The 24,259-nt window shown below is 59.8% G+C and carries 21 protein-coding genes; 11 read left to right on the forward strand and 10 right to left on the reverse strand.

Annotation, left to right across the window (positions count from 1 at the left end):
- Window positions 1-182: 182 nt before the first annotated feature.
- The 4 genes from RGCCGE502_RS13615 to RGCCGE502_RS13630 form a co-directional block, all read right to left on the reverse strand.
- On the reverse strand, window positions 183-902 hold the full coding sequence (locus tag RGCCGE502_RS13615; protein WP_016554747.1) for a DUF2161 domain-containing phosphodiesterase: 720 nt from the start codon (window positions 900-902) through the stop codon (window positions 183-185).
- Window positions 903-912: 10 nt separating this feature from the next.
- Window positions 913-1,149 carry a hypothetical protein gene (locus RGCCGE502_RS13620; protein ID WP_016554748.1) on the reverse strand — a complete coding sequence of 79 codons (237 nt, stop codon included), beginning with the start codon at window positions 1,147-1,149 and terminating at the stop codon, window positions 913-915.
- A 177-nt stretch (window positions 1,150-1,326) separates the two neighbouring features.
- Window positions 1,327-3,516 (reverse strand): anthranilate synthase, encoded by a 2,190-nt coding sequence (locus tag RGCCGE502_RS13625; protein ID WP_016554749.1) that lies wholly within the window; start codon window positions 3,514-3,516, stop codon window positions 1,327-1,329.
- Between the two features lie 263 nt (window positions 3,517-3,779).
- Window positions 3,780-5,903, reverse strand: a complete 2,124-nt coding sequence (locus RGCCGE502_RS13630; RefSeq protein WP_016554750.1) for a TonB-dependent receptor domain-containing protein — start codon at window positions 5,901-5,903, stop codon at window positions 3,780-3,782.
- Between the two features lie 264 nt (window positions 5,904-6,167).
- Between RGCCGE502_RS13630 and RGCCGE502_RS13635 the strand changes: the two genes are divergently transcribed.
- Window positions 6,168-7,019, forward strand: coding sequence for an extensin-like domain-containing protein (locus tag RGCCGE502_RS13635; protein WP_016554751.1), 852 nt, complete (start codon window positions 6,168-6,170; stop codon window positions 7,017-7,019).
- Window positions 7,020-7,091: 72 nt separating this feature from the next.
- Here the strand turns inward: RGCCGE502_RS13635 and RGCCGE502_RS13640 are convergent, their stop codons facing one another.
- Window positions 7,092-8,771, reverse strand: coding sequence for a formate--tetrahydrofolate ligase (locus RGCCGE502_RS13640; RefSeq protein ID WP_016554752.1), 1,680 nt, complete (start codon window positions 8,769-8,771; stop codon window positions 7,092-7,094).
- Between the two features lie 151 nt (window positions 8,772-8,922).
- Here RGCCGE502_RS13640 and RGCCGE502_RS13645 point away from each other — a divergent pair, with 151 nt between their 5' ends.
- Both RGCCGE502_RS13645 and RGCCGE502_RS13650 read left to right on the forward strand, forming a co-directional pair.
- On the forward strand, window positions 8,923-9,429 hold the full coding sequence (locus RGCCGE502_RS13645) for a TIGR00645 family protein (RefSeq protein WP_016554753.1): 507 nt from the start codon (window positions 8,923-8,925) through the stop codon (window positions 9,427-9,429).
- Between the two features lie 262 nt (window positions 9,430-9,691).
- The gene (locus tag RGCCGE502_RS13650) at window positions 9,692-10,417 is read left to right on the forward strand and encodes a helix-turn-helix transcriptional regulator (protein WP_016554754.1); all 726 of its coding nucleotides are present in this window, start codon (window positions 9,692-9,694) and stop codon (window positions 10,415-10,417) included.
- Between the two features lie 10 nt (window positions 10,418-10,427).
- Here the strand turns inward: RGCCGE502_RS13650 and RGCCGE502_RS13655 are convergent, their stop codons facing one another.
- The 3 genes from RGCCGE502_RS13655 to RGCCGE502_RS13665 all read right to left on the reverse strand — a co-directional run bounded on the left by RGCCGE502_RS13655 (window position 10,428) and on the right by RGCCGE502_RS13665 (window position 13,399).
- Complete coding sequence (locus RGCCGE502_RS13655; RefSeq protein ID WP_016554755.1) at window positions 10,428-11,546, reverse strand: DUF2333 family protein; 1,119 nt, start codon at window positions 11,544-11,546, stop codon at window positions 10,428-10,430.
- An 84-nt stretch (window positions 11,547-11,630) separates the two neighbouring features.
- Window positions 11,631-12,722 (reverse strand): hypothetical protein, encoded by a 1,092-nt coding sequence (locus RGCCGE502_RS13660; RefSeq protein WP_016554756.1) that lies wholly within the window; start codon window positions 12,720-12,722, stop codon window positions 11,631-11,633.
- Window positions 12,723-12,796: 74 nt separating this feature from the next.
- The gene (locus tag RGCCGE502_RS13665) at window positions 12,797-13,399 is read right to left on the reverse strand and encodes a thymidine kinase (protein ID WP_016554757.1); all 603 of its coding nucleotides are present in this window, start codon (window positions 13,397-13,399) and stop codon (window positions 12,797-12,799) included.
- Between the two features lie 236 nt (window positions 13,400-13,635).
- On the opposite strand from RGCCGE502_RS13665, the gene RGCCGE502_RS13670 reads away from it, so the two are divergent.
- The 5 genes from RGCCGE502_RS13670 to RGCCGE502_RS13690 all read left to right on the forward strand — a co-directional run bounded on the left by RGCCGE502_RS13670 (window position 13,636) and on the right by RGCCGE502_RS13690 (window position 17,757).
- Entirely contained in the window at window positions 13,636-14,589 is a 954-nt protein-coding gene (locus RGCCGE502_RS13670; RefSeq protein ID WP_016554758.1) for a choline ABC transporter substrate-binding protein, read from the forward strand.
- 75 nt (window positions 14,590-14,664) lie between these two features.
- Window positions 14,665-15,510: a choline ABC transporter permease subunit gene (choW, locus tag RGCCGE502_RS13675; RefSeq protein WP_016554759.1), complete on the forward strand. Its 846-nt coding sequence runs from the start codon at window positions 14,665-14,667 to the stop codon at window positions 15,508-15,510.
- Window positions 15,507-16,559: a choline ABC transporter ATP-binding protein gene (choV, locus tag RGCCGE502_RS13680; RefSeq protein ID WP_016554760.1), complete on the forward strand. Its 1,053-nt coding sequence runs from the start codon at window positions 15,507-15,509 to the stop codon at window positions 16,557-16,559. The genes choW and choV overlap by 4 nt, the downstream gene beginning before the upstream one ends.
- 31 nt (window positions 16,560-16,590) lie before the next feature.
- Window positions 16,591-17,343 carry a HugZ family pyridoxamine 5'-phosphate oxidase gene (locus RGCCGE502_RS13685; protein ID WP_016554761.1) on the forward strand — a complete coding sequence of 251 codons (753 nt, stop codon included), beginning with the start codon at window positions 16,591-16,593 and terminating at the stop codon, window positions 17,341-17,343.
- Window positions 17,344-17,439: 96 nt separating this feature from the next.
- Window positions 17,440-17,757, forward strand: coding sequence for an ArsR/SmtB family transcription factor (locus RGCCGE502_RS13690; protein WP_016554762.1), 318 nt, complete (start codon window positions 17,440-17,442; stop codon window positions 17,755-17,757).
- A 115-nt stretch (window positions 17,758-17,872) separates the two neighbouring features.
- Here RGCCGE502_RS13690 and RGCCGE502_RS37250 read toward each other — a convergent pair whose 3' ends face one another.
- The gene (locus RGCCGE502_RS37250; RefSeq protein ID WP_019279946.1) at window positions 17,873-18,025 is read right to left on the reverse strand and encodes a hypothetical protein; all 153 of its coding nucleotides are present in this window, start codon (window positions 18,023-18,025) and stop codon (window positions 17,873-17,875) included.
- Between RGCCGE502_RS37250 and aptA the strand changes: the two genes are divergently transcribed.
- The 3 genes from aptA (at window position 18,024) to ade (ending at window position 22,545) form a co-directional block, all read left to right on the forward strand.
- Complete coding sequence (aptA, locus tag RGCCGE502_RS13695) at window positions 18,024-19,352, forward strand: omega-aminotransferase AptA (protein ID WP_016554763.1); 1,329 nt, start codon at window positions 18,024-18,026, stop codon at window positions 19,350-19,352. The two genes, RGCCGE502_RS37250 and aptA, sit on opposite strands and share 2 nt — an antisense overlap.
- Before the next feature lie 254 nt (window positions 19,353-19,606).
- The gene (locus tag RGCCGE502_RS13700; protein WP_016554764.1) at window positions 19,607-20,710 is read left to right on the forward strand and encodes a branched-chain amino acid ABC transporter substrate-binding protein; all 1,104 of its coding nucleotides are present in this window, start codon (window positions 19,607-19,609) and stop codon (window positions 20,708-20,710) included.
- 137 nt (window positions 20,711-20,847) lie between these two features.
- Entirely contained in the window at window positions 20,848-22,545 is a 1,698-nt protein-coding gene (gene ade, locus RGCCGE502_RS13705; RefSeq protein WP_016554765.1) for an adenine deaminase, read from the forward strand.
- Window positions 22,546-22,548: 3 nt separating this feature from the next.
- Here the strand turns inward: ade and bglA are convergent, their stop codons facing one another.
- The gene (bglA, locus tag RGCCGE502_RS13710) at window positions 22,549-24,198 is read right to left on the reverse strand and encodes a beta-galactosidase BglA (RefSeq protein WP_016554766.1); all 1,650 of its coding nucleotides are present in this window, start codon (window positions 24,196-24,198) and stop codon (window positions 22,549-22,551) included.
- Between the last annotated feature and the right edge of the window lie 61 nt (window positions 24,199-24,259).

The following is a 24,259-nucleotide window of genomic DNA, read 5'->3' on the forward strand; positions in this document are numbered from 1 at the left end:
CGGCCGGACCCGCTGCGGGCCCAGCGAGCATCGCACGACGGCTAAGCTAGGGCATCACGGAGGCTTGACCATGCGTTAGCGATAAAGGTTGCGTTACCGAAGGCCGACCCAACATATCTGGAGAGCGCGTAGCTCCGCGGTGGACATCGATCCAGATCAGTTGAGCAGAGTTGACAAGGTCGTCAGGAGCTCTCTGCCGAGCCCACGGCGCCTAAAGACACCGAAATGCAGCTGCTTTCAACAGCGATGCTGATTGTTTGCGGCCAGCGAAGCAGGGCGGCCTCGCCAGCTGGCGTCAATGCATAGACGCCCTTCTCCTGGCGCTCGAACCAGCCATAGACATTGCCAAGCAGGATGTTGCCCGCATCCGGCGCGAGCGCTTTCATGTCGCGGGGCCGCACCAGCCCTTGCTGTAGCGCAGCGGCGCAGAGCAGAGCCCGCTGTCGGTAGGCGGTCATGACAGGGGCGCGCGAGCCGCCGCCGACTGCCGGATCACCGCGCCGACGCCGATGCTCTCTAACAAGCCGCGACCGACGCTTCGGATTGGTGCGCGGCATCGGCGAGACTGAGCTGACGATGACACTGACCTCGCCGGCATCGGAGACACCGAGCATACCGATCCCCAGCCGACGGCAGAGATCGCGATAGCGCTTGTCAGCCTCGCGCCCCCGTCCCTTGGCGGAAACGCGGGCGGCGATCCACACTTCATCGCTTACCGCTGCTCGATCGACCGCCTGTAGCACAAGTTCGAGGTTGAAACTCAACTTCAATTCACACACCACGACGACGGGCGGCTCTCCCTCGCTCAGGCCGACGAGATCGCATCCGCCGATCTCGCCCTTCACGACATAGCCCGCTGCCTCCAGGAAGGCTTTGACCGGCAGATAGAGCGCGGTTTCCATTGCGCTTTAATCAGGAATTGAGGTCGGCAATTTCACCGTGCCGGGCAAGCAGCCGCGGCGACGACATATCACCGGTCTCCTCGTCGACCATAACGGCATAGGCCGCAACACCGACGAAGCGCAGGGCCATCGAGGTCGCAATCTTTTCCGCGCTGACCGCGTTCGATGCCTGGCGCATCTCGCCTGGCACGAGGTTGCCGCGGTTCTTGCGGTACGGGAGGACGATAAACTTCTCAGCATTGGCCACGATGATATCCTCATTATCGTTCTTGAAATGTTCTGATTTGACGTCAGAAGTCAACCGCGTAACGCCATGGGCACTGACCTCTGGGAGCGTCGACCGAATGTGCTTTCCTCGACCAGAGGAAAGCACATCTCCCAATTCAGAAATTGCCAGCTCAGAAAATCCCGAGTGCTGTCGCGCTCACGCGGCCTTGGTCTTTGCCTTGCGGGACAAATGCGCGACGACGTTTTCGATCATCCGCATACCGGCATCGCCGCCAAGCGTCATGATCGATTCAGGGTGGAACTGCACCGCGGCGATCGGTTCCTTCTCGTGCTCGATACCCATGATCGTGCCGTCTTCGCTTTCCGCGGTGATGATGAAGTCACGCGGCAGCGTCGAGGGATCGGCAAAGATCGAGTGATAGCGCCCGACCGTCACTTCCTTGCCGAGACCCGAAAACACGATGCCGGGTTCCAACACGCGGATGCGCGACGGCTTGCCGTGCATCGGCAGCGCCAGATGCCTGAGTTCGCCACCATAGGCTTCCGCCAATGCCTGCAGGCCAAGGCAGACGCCGAAAATCGGTAGGTTGCGCGCCCGCGCCTTCTTGATCGTCGCCTTGCAATCGAAGTCCTTCGGATTGCCCGGCCCCGGCGAGAGTACAACGAGATCGGGATCCAACCGGTCGAAAATTTCTTCCGGCACCGGAGTGCGCACGGTCGAAACCGTCGCTCCCGTCTGGCGGAAGTAATTGGCGAGCGTGTGGACGAAGCTGTCTTCGTGATCGACGAGCAGGATCTTGACGCCCTTGCCGACGGCAGCGACGTCGCGGCTAACCTTGCTGGAATTACCGGCCTTGGCATCGCGGATGGCGGAAAGCATGGCGGAGGCCTTCAGTTCGGTTTCGGCTTCTTCTTCGTTCGGATCGGAATCGTTGAGCAAGGTCGCCCCTGCCCGCACTTCGGCGATCCCGTCCTTGATGCGAACCGTACGCAGCGTCAGACCGGTGTTCATGTCGCCGTTGAAGCCGACCATGCCGATCGCGCCGCCATACCAGGCGCGCGGGCTCTTCTCGTGGCTTTCGATGAAGCGCATCGCCCAGAGCTTCGGCGCGCCGGTGACAGTCACCGCCCAGGCGTGGCTGAGGAAGCCGTCAAAGGCATCCATGTCGTCGCGCAGTCGGCCCTCAATATGATCGACGGTGTGGATCAATCGCGAATACATCTCGATCTGGCGGCGACCGATGACCTTCACCGAACCCGGCTCGCAAACGCGGCTCTTGTCGTTGCGGTCGACGTCCGAGCACATCGTCAGCTCGGATTCATCCTTCTTGGAGTTCAGGAGCTTCAGGATCTGCTCGCTGTCGGCGATCGGATCGTCGCCGCGCTTGATCGTGCCCGAGATCGGGCAGGTCTCGATGCGGCGACCGGAGACGCGTACGAACATCTCAGGCGAGGCGCCGACCAGATATTCCTGCTTCCCAAGATTGATGAAGAAGGAATAGGGCGACGGATTGATCGCCTTCAACCGCTTGGAAATGTCCGACGGCTTGCTGTCGCACCGCTCCATGAACTTCTGCCCAGGCACCACCTCGAAAAGGTCACCCTTGCGGAAGCTCTCCTTCGCCTTGACGACGAGGTCGGCATATTCCCCCGGGCGATGATCGCTCTTCGGCGGAATGGCGTCGGTGCGCTGGAATGGCTCGGCCGGAATGTCGCCGGCCTTGCCCTCTGTCGACAGTCCGTCCTTTTCAAAATCGTAACGGGCAATCCAGGCCTTGGCCGAGTAGTTGTCGACGACGAGAATTTCGTCCGGCAGATAAAGCACCATATCGCGCTGGTCCGACGGGCGCGTCAGCTTCAGGTTGATCGCATCGAACTGGAAGGCGAGATCGTAGCCAAAGGCACCGTAGAACCCGAGGTTGGCATCCGCCTGCGAATAAAAGAGGTCGGTGATGGCGCGCAGCACGGTGAAGACGGTTGGAATCTTCGAGCGCTCTTCTTCGGTAAAAGCGCGTTCCGGCGTCTTCACCGTAAGCTCGACGCGACGGGTCGTCGAAGCCCCAAGCACGAGGTCGGAATTCGCCTTCAGCCGCTCGGCGATAAAGGAGAGGATCACCTCGCCGCGCTCGTTGTAAGCCTCGATCCAAACGTCGCGGCCATGGCAGGAGACCCCCAGCGGCGGATCGACGATGGCGGTGTCCCAACGGGTGTAGCGGCCCGGATATTCGTAATTCGACGAGAAGACGGCGCCGCGGCGCTCGTCGAGTTTGTCGACATAGGACGAGACCGCATCGCCATAGGGGATCGCCCGCCGCTGCCGGGTGACGGTGATGCCACCTCGGGTCTCGTAGATTTCCGCTCCGTCATCCCGAAGGATCGTTACCATTGTTCCACTCCGTTATCGGGGCCCGGATGACAGGCAGCCTTAAAACAAAAAAAGCCGCCTGGCGTTTTCCGGGCGGCTCACTCGTCGTCTTTGGACACGATTGGTCGAGGCCGCCTCAGCGAGCCCACCACCAAACTGCAATGTTCAAGGACGTGTTCATGGGCGAAATTGTTAGCGTGAGATCGGACCAAGCGCAAGTGCCGAATCCGGGAACGAAAAAGGGCGGCACACAGCCGCCCTTCGCATCATCGCCAAACTCTGGTTCAGAACCTGGCCTTCGCAGTCACCATGAACGTACGGCCGCGACCCGTATCGATCGTCGTCGTCTGGATCGTGCTCGAGGCCGGAGTGTAGGTCTTGTCAAAGACGTTGGTCACGCTTGCCGTCAACTCCAGGCCGTTCTCCCATTGATAGTTGGCGAAGAGATCGACAACGCCATAGCCGCTCATGAATCGCGGCCGTCCGCCATTCGTTGCATTGATTTGTCCAATGTCTGCCTGTCCGGCAGCGAATAGGCGTGTACCGACAGTCAGACGTTGATCTTCAAGGAAGCGACCGCCGAGCGTGGCACTGAAGATGTTTTCCGGCAGGAAGCTTTGCACCCCGAAGCCGTTGATCTGCGGAGGCAGGTCGGTGTTTGTATGGGTGTAGGCAAGCTCCCCGAAGACGAAGCCGGCATCATAGGCGGCCTGGATTTCTATACCGTCCACCTTCGACGTGCCGGGATTGTTGACGAAGAAGGTCTGCCTGCCGCCCCCCGCAAACGCACCGGTGATGTAGTTGTCGATACGGTCGTTGAAGTAGTTGGCTTTGAAGCGGAAGCTGTCGCCGGCATCGAGAATGCCATCCACCTTGATGTTGGCGCCGATTTCCCAGCCCTTGGAGGTTTCCGGCTCAAGGAAGGGATTCGGGAAGAAGGCCTGCCCCGTAGCGCCTGGATGCGATCCGCCGGCGAAGGTTTCGCTAATCGTCGGTGCGCGCTGCGTCTCGGCATAGGTCACATAAGGCTGGAACCATTCAGTAGGATTCAGCGCAAAGGTGACGCTCGGGTTCAGACGCCCATCGGACTTATCGACGGTGTAAGGGCCGGCCGGCATTCCGAGCGGGTTGCTGGCAACGACGGAGCCCGAGCCGTCGAGATCGAAATGGTCATAGCGCAGGCCAAGCGTCAGATCCGCCATGCCGTAGGTGAAGGTCGTCGTATCGAAGACGCCGAGCATGCCGCTCTTGCCATCACCGTTGACGCCTCCCGAAGGCTGCGTCCGGCTGTTGATCACATCATATTTGTCGTGGAAGTATTCGACACCGTAGTTGGTGGTAACAGCAACATCGCCGATATCGAACTTGGACGTGTTGGAGACGTCGAAGCCGATGCCGGTATCGGTGATCCGGCGACCGGCGGCCGTACCACCGCCCGTGGCGTTCGTGTCATACTGCATCTCAAGGCGGTTGTAGTAGAAGTTCGTCTTGAAATCGATGAGTTCGTTGTCGCCGGGCGTATAGGCATAGCTCGCGGCAAATGTCTTGTTCTTGACGTTTTGGAAATAGGAATTCGCCAGGAAGTCGTTGTCGTAGCTGATGCCGCCGAGCTTGATCGTGTTTTCGGCGTTCGGCGTAATCTCTGCCTTCAGCATCCCCGAAAGCAGGTCCTGCTCGGTATAGGGGACGGTAACGCCATCGCCGTTTTCGTAGTTGCCCGGATCGCTCTTGCTGATGCCGCCGAGAACAGCAAAGACATCGTTGAACCGGTAAGCGCCGATGGCCGACTCGGACCAACCGAGTTCGTTGGTTCCGACCGTCGCCGAGACGATACCGCCGTAGTTCTTGTCACCCAGAATCAGGTCATCGATGTCGTAGGTGCGGAAATTGACCGTCCCGGCAAGTGCCCCACCACCGATGCCGGTAACTGCACCGCGGGTCACGTCGATGCCCGCCAGGAACGCCGGGTCCACATAGGTGAAGCCCTGCGCCTCGTGGCCGGTAAAGCGGAAGTTCTGGCGAACGCCGTCGATCGACATGTTCACGCGGCCGGAGCCTTCGAAGCCGCGAATGTTGACGGCAACACCGGGGTTCTGCGGATTGTTGGCCGTCGACGTCCCGGGAACACTGCGCAGCAGATCATCGGTACCCTGGCCGGCCTGCAGGTTGATCTGGTCCGCCGTGACGGTGCTGGAAGGTCCCGGCTTGTTGTAGGGATCGTTGGCCGCCTGTCGGCTGCCCTTCACGATAATGGGCGAGAGGAAAGTATCCCCCTCTGGCGCCGCCTTCTGCTCTTCGGCTGTCTGGGCAGTCGAGGGCGCGCTTTGTGCAAAGGCGATGGCGGAAGGCGTAACAATGGCAAGTGCCGTGCAGGCAAGTAGAACCGAGCGCGAGTGCCGGACGATCATGAAGTCAACCCCTTGAGAGAAATGTCACCGGGCTGGCTGGTCGTGACGCGTCCGCGCTTTCGATGGGCTGGCTAGGCTTTCAGACGAAGATTTTCGCCTTCTTTTTGCCGCATAAAAAACATGACATAAATTGTCAATATATCGGATCGCCGTTATCTTGATTTAATAAATCATCTTTTCGAGCATAGACATCAACGTTGCGAAATTGCAACGAAATCCGCATCCATGCGTTCTGTCCCGGGGCAACGTACAACGGGTGGATGCGTGAAGAACATCGTTGTGATTTTAGCGGCACTGAGCGGCATCGGGTTCCTGACCAGTGCACGCCTGCCGGAAAGCGGCCCTCTCCCGGCAGTTCGCCCCGGTAAATCCAATACGACAACGTCCGCACCCGCACGTCCCCCAATACCCGAACAGAAACCCGAAAGCGGCAAGCCCGAAACGCCGCCGGTCAAAGAGGATTCTCCGAACTCCTCTGCCATCCCGGAAAAGCAGGGGCCGAAGCTTCCGTCACAGCAAACGCTGGAAGAACAGCATCTGACGATTGCAGCAGAGAGTGATGCCGAACATTCAGAATGCGTGAAGGAGTTGCAGAGCCTTGGCGTCGTCTTCAAGGACATTTCGCGCATCGATGATGGCAACGGCTGCGGGATCGACAAACCGATCAAGGTGTCCGAGGTGCTGCCCGGCGTTAAGATAAAGCCGGACGCCGTCTTCCGCTGCCCGGTCGCGCTGGCCCTCGCCCACTGGATGAAAGAAAGCGTCATTCCAGCCGCCCGTATTGCCGCGCCTGATCAGGGAAACATCCTAGCGATCAATCAGGCTTCCTCCTATATCTGCCGCCTGCGCAATGGCGCCGAAACCGGCAAGGTGTCTGAGCACGCTCGCGGCAATGCGATTGACGTTGCGAGCTTCAGCTTTGAAAAAGGGAAGGACATCGCGGTCAAACCGCGACGCGAGGATTCCACATTGATCGGTGCGTTCCAGCGCACGGTGAGCGCCGCAGGTTGCCTCTTCTTTACCACGGTCCTCGACCCGGAAAGCGACGCTGCGCACGAAACCCACTTCCATCTCGATGTGCTCGAGCGCAAGGGCGGCTATCGGTATTGCCATTAATTTTCAGCGACTTGCGCGAAACCTCTGAATCAAGCCGTCAGCGGCTTGATTCAGTTTCGAAACATCGCGGCCTTAGAACAGTCCCTCGATATAGCCCTGATCGTTGAGATAGATCCGCTCCGCCGACGGCGACCTCGGCAGGCCGGGCATGGTCATGATCTCGCCCGTAATGGCGACGACAAAACCAGCGCCCGCCGCAAGGCGCACCTCGCGAACCGGGACAATATGCCCCTCCGGCGCACCGCGCAGGTTCGGATCGGTTGAAAAGGAGTACTGCGTCTTTGCCATGCAGACCGGCAGATGCCCGTAGCCCTGTTCCTCCCAGGCTACGAGTTGATCCCTCACCGCCTTGTCCGCGGTCACCTCACCCGCATGATAAATCTTCGAAGCCACGATCTCGATCTTCTCGAACAGCGAAACATCGTCGGGGTAGAGCGGCTCAAATCGCGACTGTCCCGATTCCGCGAGCTCGACCACTTTGTAGGCGAGCTCTTCGATGCCGGCGGAGCCCTCCGCCCAGTGCCGGCAGAGGATCGCCTCTGCTCCCAGCCGCGAGACATACTCTTTCACCGCAATGATTTCCGCGTCGGTGTCCGAGACGAAGTGATTGATGGCGACAACGACGGGAACGCCGAACTTGCGAACATTGGCGACATGGCGGCCAAGATTCGAGCAGCCCTTCTTCAGCGCGGCGACGTTCTCGGCCCCAAGGTCATCCTTCTTCACACCGCCATTCATCTTGAGAGCACGCACAGTCGCAACGATGACGGCGGCGTCTGGCTTGAGGCCTGCCTTGCGACACTTGATATCGAAGAACTTCTCAGCCCCGAGATCCGCGCCGAAGCCCGCCTCGGTCACAACATAGTCGCCAAGCTTCAACGCGGTCTTCGTGGCGATCACCGAGTTGCAACCGTGGGCGATATTGGCGAAGGGACCGCCGTGCACGAAAGCCGGATTGTTTTCCAGCGTCTGGACGAGATTCGGCTGCATGGCGTCCTTCAGAAGAACGGCCATCGCGCCATCCGCTTTAAAATCACGCGCATAGACGGCCGTTTTGTCACGCCGGTAGCCGACGATGATGTTGCCGAGACGCTCCTCCAGGTCCTTGAGATCCCGCGCAAGGCAGAGGATTGCCATCACCTCGGAAGCCACGGTGATGTCGAAACCGTTCTGTCGGGGAAAGCCGTTGGCGACACCACCAAGCGACGAGACCATCTCGCGTAGCGCCCGGTCGTTCATGTCCATCACGCGTCGCCATGTGACGCGCCTGAGGTCGATATCCTGCTCGTTGCCCCAATAGATGTGGTTGTCGATCATCGCGGCGAGCAGATTGTGGGCCGATGTGATAGCGTGGAAGTCGCCGGTAAAATGCAGGTTGATGTCTTCCATCGGAATGACTTGGGCATAGCCGCCGCCGGCAGCTCCGCCCTTCACGCCGAAGCACGGCCCGAGCGAGGCCTCGCGGATGCAGACGATTGCGTTCTTGCCGATCCGGTTCAAGCCGTCGCCAAGACCGACCGTCGTCGTCGTCTTGCCCTCACCCGCGGGCGTCGGATTGATCGCGGTCACAAGGATCAGCTTGCCATCAGGCTTGTCCGTCTGCTCCGCGATGAACTCGGCACTGAGCTTGGCTTTGTCGTGGCCATACGGCGCGAGTTGCGCCTGAGGGATCCCGAGCTTTGAACCGATTTCGAAGATCGGCTTCTTTTCAGCGGCGCGCGCAATCTCGATGTCGGACTTATATGCTGCCATCCCCGTTCCCCAGTTTTCCGCGCTCGATCGGCGCGCCATTTGTTACAACGGGATAGCGAAATATGCCGACTGTGGATAGTGCGCAGGTTGCCCAAGACTCATCCAAGCCGCTATCTCTAGGCATCGATTCCGTACGTCGCGAGGACAAGCCATGAAATCACTCGAACTCATTGTCGAGCGCATCATTCTTTCAAGCCGCTGGATACTCGTGGCCTTCTACCTCGGCCTGTCCCTGTCGCTGGCCGTTTATGCAGTCTCATTCGGCTATAAATTCCTGAAGGTCGCGGGCGGCGTATTCGTGCTCGATGAGGGTGAAATGATCCTGGCCATGCTCGGGCTGATCGACGCCGCGCTGGTCGCCAGCCTGATCGTCATGGTGATGATCTCCGGCTACGAGAACTTCGTCAGCCGTTTCGACGAAAGTGACACCGATGTCTCATTCATCGGCAAGCTCGACGCCGGCAGCCTCAAGATCAAGGTAGCGTCGTCGATCGTGGCCATTTCATCGATCCACCTGCTGCAGGTCTTCCTCAATGCAGAACAATACACCGACGGTAAGATTATGTGGCTGACGGCGATGCATCTCGCCTTCGTCGTCTCGGCGGTACTGCTCGGCTTTCTCGAGCAACTGACTAAAAAGACCAAAACGACAGACTAGGTTTAATTGTCATATGATTCGGGGCCGCGTCCCTGCGCGCCCCCAGTTTTATGTCACGCAGCCGACATCTTCGCTTTCCCGATCGAAGGTTCGTCGCCCTGAGTTGCGGTCCGGGCAAGCTCAAACACAACCGCAGATCGATATTCTGTGGTTAAATTAATACATCGAAATTAATCACTGCGCGCCAGGCCGTTTCGTACTAGCAAATATATCAGTTTGCATATTTTATCGCGGCAACTTGAAGGTAAGCAGGGACGCATTGATGTCTTACGTGACTACCTCGGAACGGCAGATGTCCCTCGTCGCGGAGATTTCAGCTGCCTGTACCAGGGCCGAATACGCAGAAGTTCTAGTCAAAGTGGCTCGCGCCTTCGGTTTTCGGCACATAACGCTGATGCATGCGCCCACGCCCGAGAGTGTCCTTCTCAGAACTCTACTCATCGAAACGTCCATACCATCTCAATACTTCAACCAGTTCGACCGCGCTCGAATTATGCGCTTTCCCGTACTTTCTGGAGGAATTGGCGTTTCCGCGCTGCCGCGCTCGTGGAGCCTTTTCGACAATTCCTCGGCCGCTGTTTTCCCGAATGAGTTGAGCGAGCTCCTGCGCAATTTCGGCATGCCGACGGGCGTTGCGGTTCCTGCCTATGCAGGCGATGGCGAGCGTATCCTGTTCTGGCTGGCCGGCGACCGCCCGCTGCTGGCGCAAACGGAACTCAATGAGTTGACGATGGTGACGCTCCACCTCCTCGACGCCTATAACCGCACGAAGCAGTCGAAGCTTGTCGAACACACGCCTTTGTCTGCGCGCGAACGCGAGGTCGTCCGCTGGACGGCACAGGGAAAGACATCGATCGAGATCGGACAAATCCTTTCGCTGTCTGACCACACCGTCAACGCCTACATGACGAGCGCCATCAAAAAGCTCGACTGCGTGAACCGGGCGCAGCTTGTCGCCAAGGCGATCCGCATGAAACTGATCAATTAAGCACGCTGCTTCATCGATCGAGCACGGAGCGCGTCTCGACGAGGTTCGACCGCACGCGGAGAATGTAGAAGCCCATCGTCGCCAGATGGCTCGGCATGATCCAGCCGTCTTCCCGGCCGTTGGAAATGATCGCCGGCTGGATCTGCAACGCCGCTTGGAACTGCCGCATGGTTGCGCCGAAGATGGCGCTCAGGTTGCGTTCCGCGACCACCTGCGAAAAGTCGGACTGCGCGGCGGCAAGGATCGCGTAGTAGGCATAGAGCTGGCCAAAAGCAAACCAGAAGCGGTCGTCGGCGCGTGTATCGAACCAGCCGCGATGGTGGTTCTGCGAGCGGTCCGCAAGAACATCGGATGTGCTGCCGAGATCGTTGGCAATACGATCAATGAACTGAATGAGGTTGTCTGCACGGCCATCGAAGACCGCATTGCAGTTGGCCAAATCGGTGTTGAACTTGCGCAAGCTTTCAATCGCCGAACGGTAGTAGCTCGGCGTCGGCGTCTTCGGTCCGAACGGATTGAGGCCGAAATACCAGCTGTATTCATCGAACTGCAGCTTACCGCGGGCGTCTTGCAGATCATTGTTGATACCCGAGGTACCACGCACGCGTCCCAGCGAGTCGACGAGTTCGGCGGAAGTGCGGCGTACCGCCTGGTTCACCCCGCGCTGGAACGACGCCTTGTTGTCGAGAAAAGGCGTGTGGTCCCAGTCGATGCCGAAGAAGCCAAGACGGTAGAGCAGCATGGAGGAGATCCATGCATTCTGATTGACGTTGAAGTCCGTCAGATCGGCCGCGACATCGACAATGGCCGAGCGCTGGCAGCTCTTCGCCGCGCCGTCCGTTGCCGGCAATTCCTGTCCGGCCGCAACCTTGCGTTCGGAAAGCCGGTACTCATTCACGAAGGACGGATTGAAGCCGGACCAGACCTGCGTCTGCCAGATGAAGTAGCAATAAAGAACGGCAAGCAGCCCGATCAGGCCCAGGATCGGCAACCGGATCATCCATGTTCGCTGAACGTACCAGCCCCGGGCGGCGATAAATGGCCAGAAAGCCCAGGCGAACAGGAGTCGCACCCAGCGCCCGATGGTACGGCCGATCAGCCTGAAAAAACCGGCGATCCGGTCGAGCATCGTTTTCTCCTTGCCGTGATGGAACAACATTGTCTGCGCACTGACATATGCGCTCGCTCCGGCAAGGACAATATCGTGCTGATATTATTGTTTCTTCGGCGCGAGCTGGAACGGAAAGCGCAAGCGCAGCCGCTTGGAGATTTTCGTCGTATCGATGACCGGGCCTCCGGAGCTGTCTTCCTGATCCGGCCGGAACGCCTCGAACTTGCTCGCAAAGACAGCATCCGCGGTCCGCTTGCGATGTTCCAACTCCTGCGGCACCAGCATATTGCGTTCGAACAGTTCGATCGGCCCGGCAATGGCGGGAAAAAGCTCCGCTGAAATCTGGACCTTCGATCCTGGAATATCGGTGTCGACCTGCGCCTGATAAATCAACAGCCTTTCTTCGGTGTCGATGACGACCTTGCGCGTCAGCGCATTGCACTGACCAACCTGGGTATTGAGTGCATCGACGAAAACCTGGAAGAGATTGATGAAGCGCTCGCGGCGCTGGCTATCCTCACGCATTCCGCGCTCTTCGTGGCCAACGCGCTCGGCGTCCGCCTTCAGCGCGCGGCGCTCCTCTTCCATGCGCTCCCATTCGGCTTTGCTGCCGTAGAGACCAATCCTGCCCTGCGTGGTCAGCGCCTTGGCATTCAATTCCCGGATACGAAGGCGCGCTATATCAATCTTGTCCACCAGCCGACGGCGCTGTTCGACGATGCCGATCAGGCCATGCTCTCCCAGCTTGTGAAAGTCGATCGCGATTGTGCGGTAGCTCGCGATAACATCAGCGGTGGCATCGGACTTGACCAGCAGGTCACGCAGCCGCTCCACGACAGGGGCATCGCGCACCCGCGTGCTATGACGACGCCACATCCGCTGGCGAGAAAAGCGTCCGATGAATTTCTCGCTGGCGGTAAGGCCGCGGAAGCTGTCGAGGTCCGCCGAAACCTTGATCGTCAGCGTGTCGAGAACGGATACGAGCTCCGCAAGCAGATTGGTCAGGCTCGCGCCGTTTGCCACAAATGCCTGGAAGCGGCCGTTCTCGACAAGGAAGCGATCGTCGTCGACTGCCGCCCCTTGGCGGGCGAACTCGTTGATGAAATCGACGCAGACTCTAGCCTCAAGACGCAACTGTTCCACGAGCGCTCGCGCGGCTTCCAGCTGAGTGTCGAAGGAGAAAGGCTTGCGCACCGGAACGCCTCCATGAATCGGTTGCCGTGAAACTAGCGCATAAGCCGCCAAACCGGAATCGATTTGAGGAGTGCCTACACCGCCTCCGCGCGCCACTCCCCGTTCATGGCGTCATCCCAATGACGCCGGCAGAGCGACACGTATTTTTCGTTGCCACCGACGTCAATCTGTGCGCCTTCGTGCAGCACCTTTCCGTCCGCATCGAGGCGCACCACCATCGTCGCCTTGCGCCCGCAATGGCAGATCGTCCTGACCTCACGCATCTCGTCGGCAATCGCGAGCAGTTCTTCCGATGCCGGAAACAGCTTTCCCTGGAAATCGGTCCGCAGGCCGTAGACCATCACTGGGATGTTCATCCGGTCGACGATGCGCGCAAGCTGCCAGACTTGCTCGCGCGTCATGAAGTGAGCCTCGTCGACGAAGACGCAAGCGATTGGCTCCCCTTCCTTGCCGAGCTCGCCGATCAAAGCCTGCAGGTCCGCGTCCGGTTCGAAGGCAATCGCGCTCGCCTGCAGCCCGATCCGGGAGCCGATAATTCCCTTTCCGGCGCGCTCGTCGAAGGCCGCGATCAGCAGAACGACGCGCATGCCGCGCTCCTCGTAATTGTAAGAGGCCTGCAGCAGCATCGTCGACTTGCCGGCGTTCATGGTCGAGTAGTTGAAATAGAGTTTTGCCATTGTTTTCTCCGTCTTTCGCTTCTTGGAAGCTCGAAACTGCGAAGAAAAGTCCCCCATTTTGATAATCACAAGAAATTCACGCCGGAAAATCGCCAAAACCCTTGAAATCCCGGCACTCCGCGAAAAAATGCCCTACGTCGCAATCGGGTACTCCAATGCGGCGCAAACGCACTCAGGTCGCTTGTAAAACTCGGCTATTGGTGATTGGCTTGGGAACGTAAGACTGGGAGTCTAAAATGAAAACGACAAGCGCATTCAAACTGACTACCGCCACCGCAGTTGCCGCTCTCTCTGTTGCAACAGCAGCATTTGCCGCAGACCCCGATAGCTGCTCCGCCGTCCGTCTTTCCGACGTCGGCTGGACGGATATCACCGCTACCACCGCCGCCACAGCAGTCATTCTGAAGAACCTCGGCTATGAGCCTGACATCAAGGTTCTCTCGGTTCCGGTTACTTATCAGTCATTGAAAAACAAGGACATCGACGTGTTCCTTGGCAACTGGATGCCGGCGCAGAAGAAGGACGTCCAACCCTACCTCGATGAGAAGACTGTTGATTCCCTCGGCGTCAATCTCGAAGGGGCCAAGTACACGCTCGCTACCAACGCCAAGGGCGCTGAACTCGGCATCAAGGATTTCAGCGATATCGGCAAGCACAAGGACGAGCTTGACGGCAAGATCTACGGGATCGAGCCCGGCAACGACGGCAACCGCCTCGTCATGACGCTGATCGAGAAGAACGAGATGGGAATGGGCGGGCTCGAACTCGTCGAGTCCTCCGAACAGGGCATGCTCGCGCAGGTCGCCCGTGCCGACAAGGACGGCAAGCCGGTCGTGTTCCTGGGTTGGGCGCCCCACCCCATGAACGAAAACTTCAAGATGACCTACCTTACCGGCGGTGACAGCACCTTCGGCCCGAACTTCGGCGGTGCGACGGTCTACACCAATACCCGTGCCGGCTACACCACCGAATGCCCGAACGTCGGCAAGCTCATCTCGAACCTGAAGTTCAATCTGGAAATGGAAAACCAGATCATGGGCAAGATCCTCAACGATGGTGAGGATCCGCAGGTTGCCGCGACCGAATGGCTGAAGGCAAATCCGAACGCAGTTGATCCGTGGCTGGCAGGCGTCACGACGAAGGATGGCAAGGACGCCCTTGCCGCCGTCAAGTCCGGCCTCGGCCTCTGAAACTGATGACGGGGCGGCCCGCGCCGCCCCTTCTTGTTTCACCTCGATCTTTGCTCTTTCGGATAGGCGCGCTCCTTGAATTGGATCACCGACTATAAAATTCCTATTGGCCCCTTCGCCAAAACGACCGTCGATTGGTTGACGTCGAGCGGCGAATGGTTCTTTAACCAGCTTGCCTTCGTTTTATCGCACGTTATCAATGCGTTGCTTTTTATTTTGCAGGCCCCGCATCCGCTCATCGTGCTGGCCGCGATCGTCGGCATCGCATACTGGTTGCGCCGATCCATCGGCGTCGCGGTCTTCACCCTGCTCGGCTTGCTGCTGATCATGAACCAGGGCTATTGGAAGGAAACGACGGAAACCCTGGCACTCGTCCTGGCGTCGACATTCGTCAGCATGGCCGTCGGCATTCCGCTCGGCATCGCCGGTGCGAGGCGCGCCTGGGTGTTTTCGATCATGCGGCCGGTCCTCGACCTGATGCAGACCATCCCGACCTTCGTCTATCTGATCCCTGCCCTCATCCTTTTCGGCCTTGGGATGGTGCCGGGCCTGATCGCAACCGTGATTTTTGCGATCCCCGCGCCGATCCGCCTGACGCGCCTCGGCATCATATCGACGCCGCCCTCCCTCGTTGAAGCCGCAGAGTCGTTTGGCGCGACACCGATGCAGGTGCTGCGAAAGGTCGAGCTTCCCTTTGCCATGCCGCAGATCATGGCCGGCCTGACACAGACGATCATGCTCTCCCTGTCGATGGTGGTCATCGCCGCGCTGGTCGGCGCCGACGGCCTTGGGAAGCCGGTGGTACGTGCGCTCAACACCGTTAACGTCTCCATGGGCTTCCAGGCGGGCCTCTGTATCGTCATCCTCGCAATTATTCTCGACCGCATGTTCCGCGCGACGGGTGAAGGAGAAAGCGCATGACCGCGGTCCGTTTCGACAACGTCAGCATCGTCTTCGGCGACAAGCCGGAGAGTGCCCTCACCCTCGCGGACCAAGGCAAGAACCGTGACGAGATCAGCGCCGCAACCGGACTCGTGCTCGGCGTGGCAGACGCCTCGTTGAACGTCCAGGAAGGCGAAATTCTCGTCCTTATGGGCCTCTCCGGTTCCGGCAAGTCAACCCTGTTGCGCGCCGTGAACGGGTTGGCGCCCGTCGTGCGCGGCGAGGTGTCGGTCGCAACGCCGAACGGCCCCTGCAGCCCTTACAAAACGACAGCCAAGGGCCTGCGCGACCTGCGCATGCACACCGTTTCCATGGTCTTCCAGCAGTTCGCGCTGCTGCCGTGGCGGACGGTCGCGGAAAACGTCGGCTTTGGCCTCGAACTCGCGGGTATGCCTGAGACCGAACGCAAGAAGCGCGTTGGCGAACAGCTCGAGCTCGTCAACCTGACCAAGTGGGCTGACCGCAAGGTCAATGAACTGTCCGGCGGCATGCAACAGCGCGTCGGCCTTGCCCGCGCCTTTGCCACCGGTGCGCCGATCCTGCTGATGGATGAACCGTTCTCGGCGCTCGATCCGCTGATCCGTACACGCCTGCAGGACGAGCTGCTCGAGTTCCAGCGTCGCCTGAAGAAGACCATCCTTTTCGTCAGCCACGATCTCGATGAAGCGTTCCGTATCGGCAACCGCATCGCCATCATGGAAGGCGGCCGCATCATCCAGTGCGGCACCCCGCAGGAGATCGTGAAGAATCCCGCGGACCAGTACGTCGCCGATTTCGTCCAGCACATGAACCCGATCAGCATGCTGACGGCACAGGATGTGATGCAACGCGGCCTCGGCCACGCGGCCGCCGGTGCAAGCGTCAGCGGCACGGCGCGTGCGGAAACGCCGCTCATCGACATCCTCGATGCGCTGTCGCGCCAGCCCGGCAGTATTGGGGTCGTGGAAAACGGCGCGATCATTGGGACCATCTCGGCGCAGGATATCGTCGAAGGCCTCACGCAGCATCGGCGCAAAGAACAGGCTTGATCCCTGCGTCCGCTTCCGCCAAAAAGTGGACATGAAAGATCAAGCTTCCGTTCTCAGGGAAACGGACGGAGAAGCCCGCAAGCTCGCTCGCACGCTTCTCCGCTCCGCCCGTTATGCCGCAATTGCCGTTCTCGATCCCGGGACCGGCTTTCCCTTTGCCAGCCGGGTCCTCCTCGGAACGGACATTGACGGCGTACCCGTCATTCTCGTCTCGGGCCTGTCGACACATACACGTGCGCTCGATGCCGATCGCCGCGCTTCGCTTCTGACGGGCGAGCCCGGCAAGGGCGATCCGCTTGCCTACGCCCGCCTGACGACCCAATGCCTGGCCGAACCGGTCGAGCGCGACAGCGAGACTCACGCGCGCATTCGCGGCCGTTTCCTCAACCGCCACGCCAAGGCCAAGCTCTACATCGATTTTCCGGATTTCCGTTTCTTCCGGCTCATGCCGCAATCGGCCAGCCTCAATGGCGGCTTTGGTCGCGCCTATGTCTTGGAAAGCAAGGATCTCACGATTCGATCCCCTGGCAACGAAGCCGTAGCAGCTAAGGCCGACACGATAGTGCGAGAATTGCTAGCCAAGCGTCCCGATCTGGCGGCGACAGCCGCAGCCGGCCTCAAGGCCGGCAATGGCGATTGGCGCATTTGTGGAGTGGATTGCGCCGGTTTCGATCTCATTTCCGGTGATTTGCTTCTGCGCTGCGAGTTCGAGACCGTCGCACAGGGGGTCGATGATGTTTATTCACATATATCTAACATGAAATACGCAATACCTGAAATTTAGCTATATACAATCTTGAAGCGGTATTGATAGTTTTCGCCGTCCGGCATTGAGCGGGAACACGCGTTTTTGAAATTAGTTTCACACCAGGAAGAAAATATGGACACAATCGATTTAACCGCCAATGCAAACGTTGCAGCTGCCCTTTTGTCGGCAATGGCAAACCCCAAGAGACTTCTGATCCTCTGCAACCTGGTGAAGGGCGAGATCCCGGTCGGCGCGCTGGCACAAGAAGTCGGTTTGAGCCAGTCGGCGCTGTCGCAGCACCTATCCAAGTTGCGCGCCCAGAAGCTGGTCAAGACGCGCCGCGACGCACAGACGATCTACTATTCAAGCAATTCCGAGCCGGTCCTCAAGATCCTCGAAGCCCTCACCGACATCTATGCTGTTCAAAGCCGCGCAAAGTCTGCGGCGTAAGGACGCGCTGACATAACGTCAGCCTATAAGCCTCACTGCCGAGGGATGCATCCGGAACAGTGCGGCACCTTATTTCAGTACGTCTTCATACTCTTAGACCGGCAGCAATGCCGGTCTATTTTTTTGCACCGCGCCAGCCGGCGCGAGCGCCCGCTGGCAACGGCAGCCGCTTGACGCCCGGACAAGCGCTGATAATTTGACCGGGCAGTAAAAAAACCGCCTCAGCCAATAACGGGACGGCCTCCGAAACGGCCATGGAGAACAGCATGTCCAACCGCCTCAATACCACGCCAAACGACCTCCGGGCCTTTTGGATGCCCTTCACCGCGAACCGACAGTTCAAGAAGGAGCCGCGTCTCTTTGTCGGCGCGAAGGACATGTACTACCAGACCCACGACGGCCGCCAGGTGCTCGACGGCACCGCCGGCCTCTGGTGCGTCAATGCCGGCCACTGCCGGCCGAAGATCACCGAGGCGATCCGCGAACAGGCTGGCGAACTCGACTATGCGCCGGCCTTCCAGCTTGGCCATCCGAAGGCCTTCGAACTGGCGAACCGCCTCGTCGACATCGCGCCTGAGGGCATGGACCACGTTCTCTACACCAACTCGGGATCTGAATCGGTCGAAACGGCTCTGAAGGTCGCCCTCGCCTATCATCGCGTGAAGGGCAACGGCTCGCGCTTCCGTCTGATCGGCCGCGAACGCGGCTATCACGGCGTCAACTTCGGCGGCATCTCCGTCGGCGGAATCGTCTCCAACCGCAAGATGTTCGGCACGCTGCTGACTGGCGTCGACCACCTGCCGCACACCCATCAGCCGGCCAAGAACGCCTTTACCCGCGGCCAGCCCGAGCATGGCGGCGATCTCGCGACCGAGCTCGAGCGTATCGTCACCCTGCACGACGCCTCGACGATCGCTGCCGTCATCGTCGAACCGATTGCCGGCTCGACCGGCGTCCTGATCCCGCCGAAGGGCTACCTGCAGAAGCTCCGCGAAATCTGCACCAAGCACGGCATCTTGTTGATCTTCGACGAAGTCATCACCGGTTTCGGTCGTCTCGGTGCCCCGTTTGCCGCGCAGTACTACGACGTCAAGCCCGACATGATCACCACCGCAAAGGGCCTAACGAACGGCGTCATCCCGATGGGCGCGGTCTTCGTGACCTCCGAGATCCATGATGCGTTCATGAGCGGTCCGGAACACATGATCGAGTTCTTCCACGGCTATACCTATTCCGGCAACCCGATCGCCTGCGCCGCAGCTCTTGGCACGCTCGACACCTACAAGGAAGAAGGGCTGTTGACCCGCGCCGCGGAACTCGCGGACTACTGGGCCGACGGATTGCACTCCCTAAAGGATTGCCCGAATGTCATCGACATCAGGAACACCGGCCTGATCGGTGCCATCGAACTTGACCCGATCGCCGGCGAGCCGACCAAGCGGGCCTTCACTGCGTTCCTGAAGGCCTATGAGAAGGGCCTTCTGATCCGCACCACCGGCGACATCATCGCGCTGTCTCCGCCGCTGATCATCGAGAAGCACCACATCGACGAACTCTTCGGAAAACTGCGCGAAATCCTTCAAAACAACATCTGATCGATGCGTTTCAGGCCCCGTTTTTGCGAGATCAGGCAAAAACGGGCCCTGTTTCTTTATCTTCTTGCGAAATCAGCGGTAAATTCCTAAGAAACTTGCTGCGCACTCGCCGAAGCCAAAGATGGCAGGCGGATGCTTCGGCCGCGCGGCTGCTCATCGTCTCTTGGTGCATCCCGCAAGGGCTGTTGTACGATCCGGGCCTGCCGCAGCGGTAGTTAAATCGCGGGTTTGGAACCCACCCAAGGAGAAAGAAAATGAGTCTGAAGACTTTGTCGGCGGCCCTCGTCGCCTCGCTTGCTTTTGCGCCGCTCGCCCATGCAGATATCACCATCGGCCTCATCGCGCCGCTGACCGGTCCGGTTGCCGCCTATGGCGATCAGGTGAAGAATGGCGCGCAGGCTGCTGTTGACGAGATCAACAAGAAGGGCGGCATCCTCGGCGAAAAAGTCATCCTCAAATACGCCGACGATGCCGGCGAACCGAAGCAGGGCGTTTCCGCGGCGAACCAACTCGTCGGCGACGGCATCCGCTTCGTCGTGGGCCCGGTCACCTCGGGCGTCGCCATCCCGGCTTCCGACGTTCTCGCCGAAAACGGCGTGCTGATGGTCACCCCGACGGCAACGGCTCCCGATCTCACCAAGCGTGGCCTCGCCAACGTTCTGCGCACCTGCGGTCGCGACGACCAGCAGGCCGAAGTCGCCGCCAACTACGTTCTGAAGAACTTCAAGGACAAGCGCGTCGCGATCATCAACGACAAGGGCGCTTACGGCAAAGGTCTGGCAGACTCGTTCAAGGCAACCCTGAACGCCGGTGGCATCAAGGAAGTGCTCGACGACTCGCTGAGCCCTGGCGACAAGGACTTCAGCGCACTCACCACCCGCCTCAAGGCCGAGAACGTCGACGTCGTGTATTTTGGTGGCTATCACCCGGAAGGCGGCCTGCTGGCTCGCCAGCTGCATGACCTCTCCGTCAAGGCCGTCATCATCGGCGGCGATGGCCTCTCGAACAGCGAGTTCTGGAACATCGGTACCGACGCAGCCGGCGGCACGATCTTCACCAATGCCATGGACGCAACGAAGAGCCCGGACTCGCAGGCTGCTGCGGACGCACTTAAGGCCAAGGGCATCCCGGCCGAAGCCTTCACGCTCAACGCCTACGCCGCAGTCGAAGTCCTTAAGGCGGGTATCGAGAAGGCTGGCAGCGCTGAAGATTCCGAAGCGGTCGCGAAGGCGCTGAAGGGCGGCGAAGCGATCCCGACGGCAATCGGCAAGCTGACCTACGGCGAAACCGGCGACCTGACCTCGCAGAGCTTCGCGCTCTACAAGTGGGAAGCCGGCAAGATCGTTCCGGCCGAATAAGCCTTCGATCTCCCGATTTCGATCGCCGGGCGTCCCTCTGGGGCGCCCGGTTTTCGTTTGTGGACCGGCCAGCAAAGCCGATCTCGCTTTGTCCGGCACATGGGCTATAAGTGATAAAACGCCAGCACGAGGATGCCATGACTGCAAAGCTCGAACGCCTTATCGACCAGGGAACGGGCCGCCTGCCCGCCGACATCGTTCTGAAAGGCGGACGCTTCTTCGACCTCGTGACCGGTGAACTGGTGGCATCGGATATCGCAATCGCCCAGGATCGCATCGTCGGCACCTGCAGCAGCTACGACGGCGAGATCGAAATCGATATCTCCGGCAAGATCGTCGTGCCGGGCTTCATCGACACCCATCTCCACATCGAGTCGTCACTGGTGACGCCACACGAATTCGACCGCTGCGTTCTCCCCTATGGCGTGACGACAGTCATCTGCGACCCGCACGAGATCGCCAATGTTCTCGGCACCGAAGGCATTCAGTACTTCCTGGATTCTTCGCTCGAAACGATCATGGACATCCGCGTCCAGCTATCTTCCTGCGTGCCCGCGACGCATCTGGAAACATCGGGCGCCGACCTCCCGATCGAGCGGCTTCTTCCCTTCCGTCATCACCCGAAGGTGATCGGCCTTGCCGAGTTCATGAACTTCCCCGGCGTGATCCACAAGGATCCGATCTGCATGGCGAAGCTCGACGCCTTCCAGGGCGAGCACATCGACGGCCACGCCCCGCTGCTCTCGGGCAACGACCTGAACGGCTACCTCGCCGCCGGCATCCGCACCGAGCACGAATGCACGACCGCTGCCGAAGCGCTGGAAAAGATCCGCAAGGGCATGCACATCCTCGTGCGCGAGGGCTCCGTCTCGAAAGATCTCGCAGCCCTGATGCCCATCATCACCGAACGCCTGTCGCCCTACCTTGCGCTCTGCACTGACGATCGCAACCCGCTCGATATCGCCGAACAAGGGCATCTCGATTACATGATCCGTACCGCCATCAGAAGCGGCGTGGAGCCACTCGCCATCTACCGTGCCGCCTCGATCTCGGCTGCCCGGGCCTTCGGCCTGAGAGACCGCGGTCTCGTCGCCCCAGGCTGGCGCGCAGACCTCGTAGTCATCGACAGCCTTGAAAGCTGCCGAGCAGACCTCGTCTTCGCCGCCGGTCGCCAGGTGACCACGGAGCTTTTCGCCACGCGCAAGCCCGTGGAGCCGGTCGGCCTTAACAGCGTCAAGGCCCGGCCTGTCAACGCCGCCCACTTCGGCGTTCCTGTGGCCGATGGCGAAACGCCTGTCATCGGTGTCACTCCCGGCAAGATCATCACCGAACACCGCCGCTACCGACTACCGGTGAAAGGGAACCAGACCGACGTCGATCTCGGCAACGACATCATCAAGGTCGCCGTCATCGAAAGGCACGGCAAGAACGGCAACCATGCCAATGGCTTCGTCCAGGGCTTCGGCCTGAAGAAGGGTGCGATTGCCTCCACCGTCGGCCATGACAGCCACAACATCTGCGTCGTCGGCGTCAGCGAGGACGACATGACGCTCGCTGCCAATCGCCTCGGCGAAATCAACGGCGGCTTCGTGGTTGTGGAGGATGGCAAGGTCACCGGCGAGATCGCCCTGCCCATTGCCGGTCTGATGAGCCTCGAGCCCTACGAGACGGTGCGCGACACGCTCCACCATCTACGCAAGGCCGCCTACGCGCTTGGCACAACATTGGAAGAACCCTTCCTGCAAGTCGCCTTCCTGCCGCTCCCCGTCATTCCCCACCTGAAGATCTCGGATCGCGGAATGGTCGATGTCGACAAGTTTGCGCTGATCGGCTGACGTCTAGCCAGCCACCCGCGCACAGAAAGCGTCGAGTGCCGAAAGCTTGATTGGGCCGGTTGCAGCTCCCCCCGCAAAGCCCGGCATAGGCAACCGTTCTCCTATCACCATTCCCGCCGGCGGAATGAACTGTGCCGGCTTGCGCGTCAGGTTGAAGACAAAGAGCAGCGTCTCGCTTCCCTTGGTGCGCGTGAAGGCGAGCAGATCCTGATTGGTCCCGATAAACTCCATCGCGCCGTCAAGCAACGCCGGATGGCCTTTCCGGAATTCGAGCGTCTGCCGATAGTGGTTCAGCACCGAATGCGGATCGCTCTCCTGCGTGTCGACGGAAAGTGCTGCCTGCTCGTAAGGCACAGGCAACCAGGATTTTTCGGCCGTGGTAAAGCCGGCATGCGCCTTGGCAGCCTCCCAGGGCATCGGCGTGCGGCATCCGTCGCGTCCCTTGAAGGCCGGCCAGAAACGGATGCCGTAGGGATCACGCAGATCCTCGAAGGCCAACTCGGCCTCCGGAAGACCAAGTTCCTCGCCTTGATAGAGGCAGATCGAGCCGCGCAGCGTCGCCAGCACCGACATGGCGAGCTTGGCAACGACTGGCCGCTCCTCAGGGGCCTTTGCGAAGCGGCTCACATGACGGTTGACGTCATGGTTCGAGAAGGCCCAGCAGACCCAGCCATCGGCAACCGACTTCTGGAAGGCATCGACGCAACTGCGGATATGGGTAGCGGTAAACTCCGGCCCGAGCAGGTCGAAGGTGTAGCACATGTTCAGCTTGTTGCCCCCCGCGGTATAGGCAGCGACCGTCTTCAACGAGCGTGCTCCGTCGCCGACCTCGCCTACGGTCGCGCGCGCCTCGTAGTGATCGAGCAAGGCCCGGAAGCGCTGGAGGAAGCCGATGTTTTCCGGCTGCGTCTTGTCGTAGAGGTGGTTCTGCATGCCGTAAGGGTTCGTATCGGGCGCATCGAGACCGGCATCGCTCTCGTCGGGCGCATGCGGGGGATTGTCGCGAAGAAGCTTGTCGCAGAAGTAGTAGTTCACTGTATCAAGGCGGAAGCCATCGACACCACGGTCGAGCCAGAACTTCACGGTGGCAAGCACTGCATCTTGAACCTGTGGATTGTGGAAGTTCAGATCCGGCTGCGAGGTCAGGAAGTTGTGCTGGTAATATTGCCGGCGCACGCCATCCCATTCCCATCCAGGCCCGCCGAAGATCGAGAGCCAGTTGTTGGGTGCTGTGCCATCTGGCTTCGGATCCGCCCACACATACCAGTCGGCCTTGGGATTGGTTCGGCTCGAGCGGCTTTCGACGAACCACGGATGAACATCCGACGTGTGAGAGATCACCTGGTCGATGATGATCTTGATTCCGAGACGGTGGGCAGCCGCCATCATCTCGTCGAAATCATCAAGCGTGCCGAAGATCGGATCGACGTCGCAATAGTCGGACACGTCGTAGCCCATATCGGCCATCGGTGACTTGAAGAATGGCGACAGCCAGATGGCGTCTACGCCGAGGCTGGCGATATGGGGCAATCTCCGGGTAATACCCTTCAGGTCTCCGAGGCCATCTCCGTTCGTATCCTGAAAGGATCGTGGATAGACCTGATAGATAACTGCACCTCGCCACCAGTCCGCTGTTTTGCCCGCAACCGACATCAGCCGTTTATCTCCTGCCTTCATTCGATGATGCCAACACTAAAGGGGGCGGGACAAAAAA

The sequence above is a fragment of the Rhizobium grahamii CCGE 502 genome (assembly GCF_000298315.2).
GTDB classification, from domain to species: Bacteria; Pseudomonadota; Alphaproteobacteria; order Rhizobiales; family Rhizobiaceae; genus Rhizobium; species Rhizobium grahamii.

What these genes read in the sequence shown, in the direction of transcription:
- RGCCGE502_RS13615 (WP_016554747.1), bottom strand. Translation starts at nt 902, where the DNA reads ATGGAAACCGCGCTCTATCTGCCGGTCAAAGCCTTCCTGGAGGCAGCG.
- RGCCGE502_RS13625 (WP_016554749.1), bottom strand. Translation starts at nt 3,516, where the DNA reads ATGGTAACGATCCTTCGGGATGACGGAGCGGAAATCTACGAGACCCGA.
- RGCCGE502_RS13630 (WP_016554750.1), bottom strand. Translation starts at nt 5,903, where the DNA reads ATGATCGTCCGGCACTCGCGCTCGGTTCTACTTGCCTGCACGGCACTT.
- RGCCGE502_RS13640 (WP_016554752.1), bottom strand. Translation starts at nt 8,771, where the DNA reads ATGGCAGCATATAAGTCCGACATCGAGATTGCGCGCGCCGCTGAAAAG.
- RGCCGE502_RS13645 (WP_016554753.1), top strand. Translation starts at nt 8,923, where the DNA reads ATGAAATCACTCGAACTCATTGTCGAGCGCATCATTCTTTCAAGCCGC.
- RGCCGE502_RS13650 (WP_016554754.1), top strand. Translation starts at nt 9,692, where the DNA reads ATGTCTTACGTGACTACCTCGGAACGGCAGATGTCCCTCGTCGCGGAG.
- RGCCGE502_RS13655 (WP_016554755.1), bottom strand. Translation starts at nt 11,546, where the DNA reads ATGCTCGACCGGATCGCCGGTTTTTTCAGGCTGATCGGCCGTACCATC.
- RGCCGE502_RS13665 (WP_016554757.1), bottom strand. Translation starts at nt 13,399, where the DNA reads ATGGCAAAACTCTATTTCAACTACTCGACCATGAACGCCGGCAAGTCG.
- RGCCGE502_RS13670 (WP_016554758.1), top strand. Translation starts at nt 13,636, where the DNA reads ATGAAAACGACAAGCGCATTCAAACTGACTACCGCCACCGCAGTTGCC.
- choV (WP_016554760.1), top strand. Translation starts at nt 15,507, where the DNA reads ATGACCGCGGTCCGTTTCGACAACGTCAGCATCGTCTTCGGCGACAAG.
- RGCCGE502_RS13685 (WP_016554761.1), top strand. Translation starts at nt 16,591, where the DNA reads ATGAAAGATCAAGCTTCCGTTCTCAGGGAAACGGACGGAGAAGCCCGC.
- RGCCGE502_RS13690 (WP_016554762.1), top strand. Translation starts at nt 17,440, where the DNA reads ATGGACACAATCGATTTAACCGCCAATGCAAACGTTGCAGCTGCCCTT.
- aptA (WP_016554763.1), top strand. Translation starts at nt 18,024, where the DNA reads ATGTCCAACCGCCTCAATACCACGCCAAACGACCTCCGGGCCTTTTGG.
- RGCCGE502_RS37250 (WP_019279946.1), bottom strand. Translation starts at nt 18,025, where the DNA reads ATGCTGTTCTCCATGGCCGTTTCGGAGGCCGTCCCGTTATTGGCTGAG.
- RGCCGE502_RS13700 (WP_016554764.1), top strand. Translation starts at nt 19,607, where the DNA reads ATGAGTCTGAAGACTTTGTCGGCGGCCCTCGTCGCCTCGCTTGCTTTT.
- ade (WP_016554765.1), top strand. Translation starts at nt 20,848, where the DNA reads ATGACTGCAAAGCTCGAACGCCTTATCGACCAGGGAACGGGCCGCCTG.
- bglA (WP_016554766.1), bottom strand. Translation starts at nt 24,198, where the DNA reads ATGTCGGTTGCGGGCAAAACAGCGGACTGGTGGCGAGGTGCAGTTATC.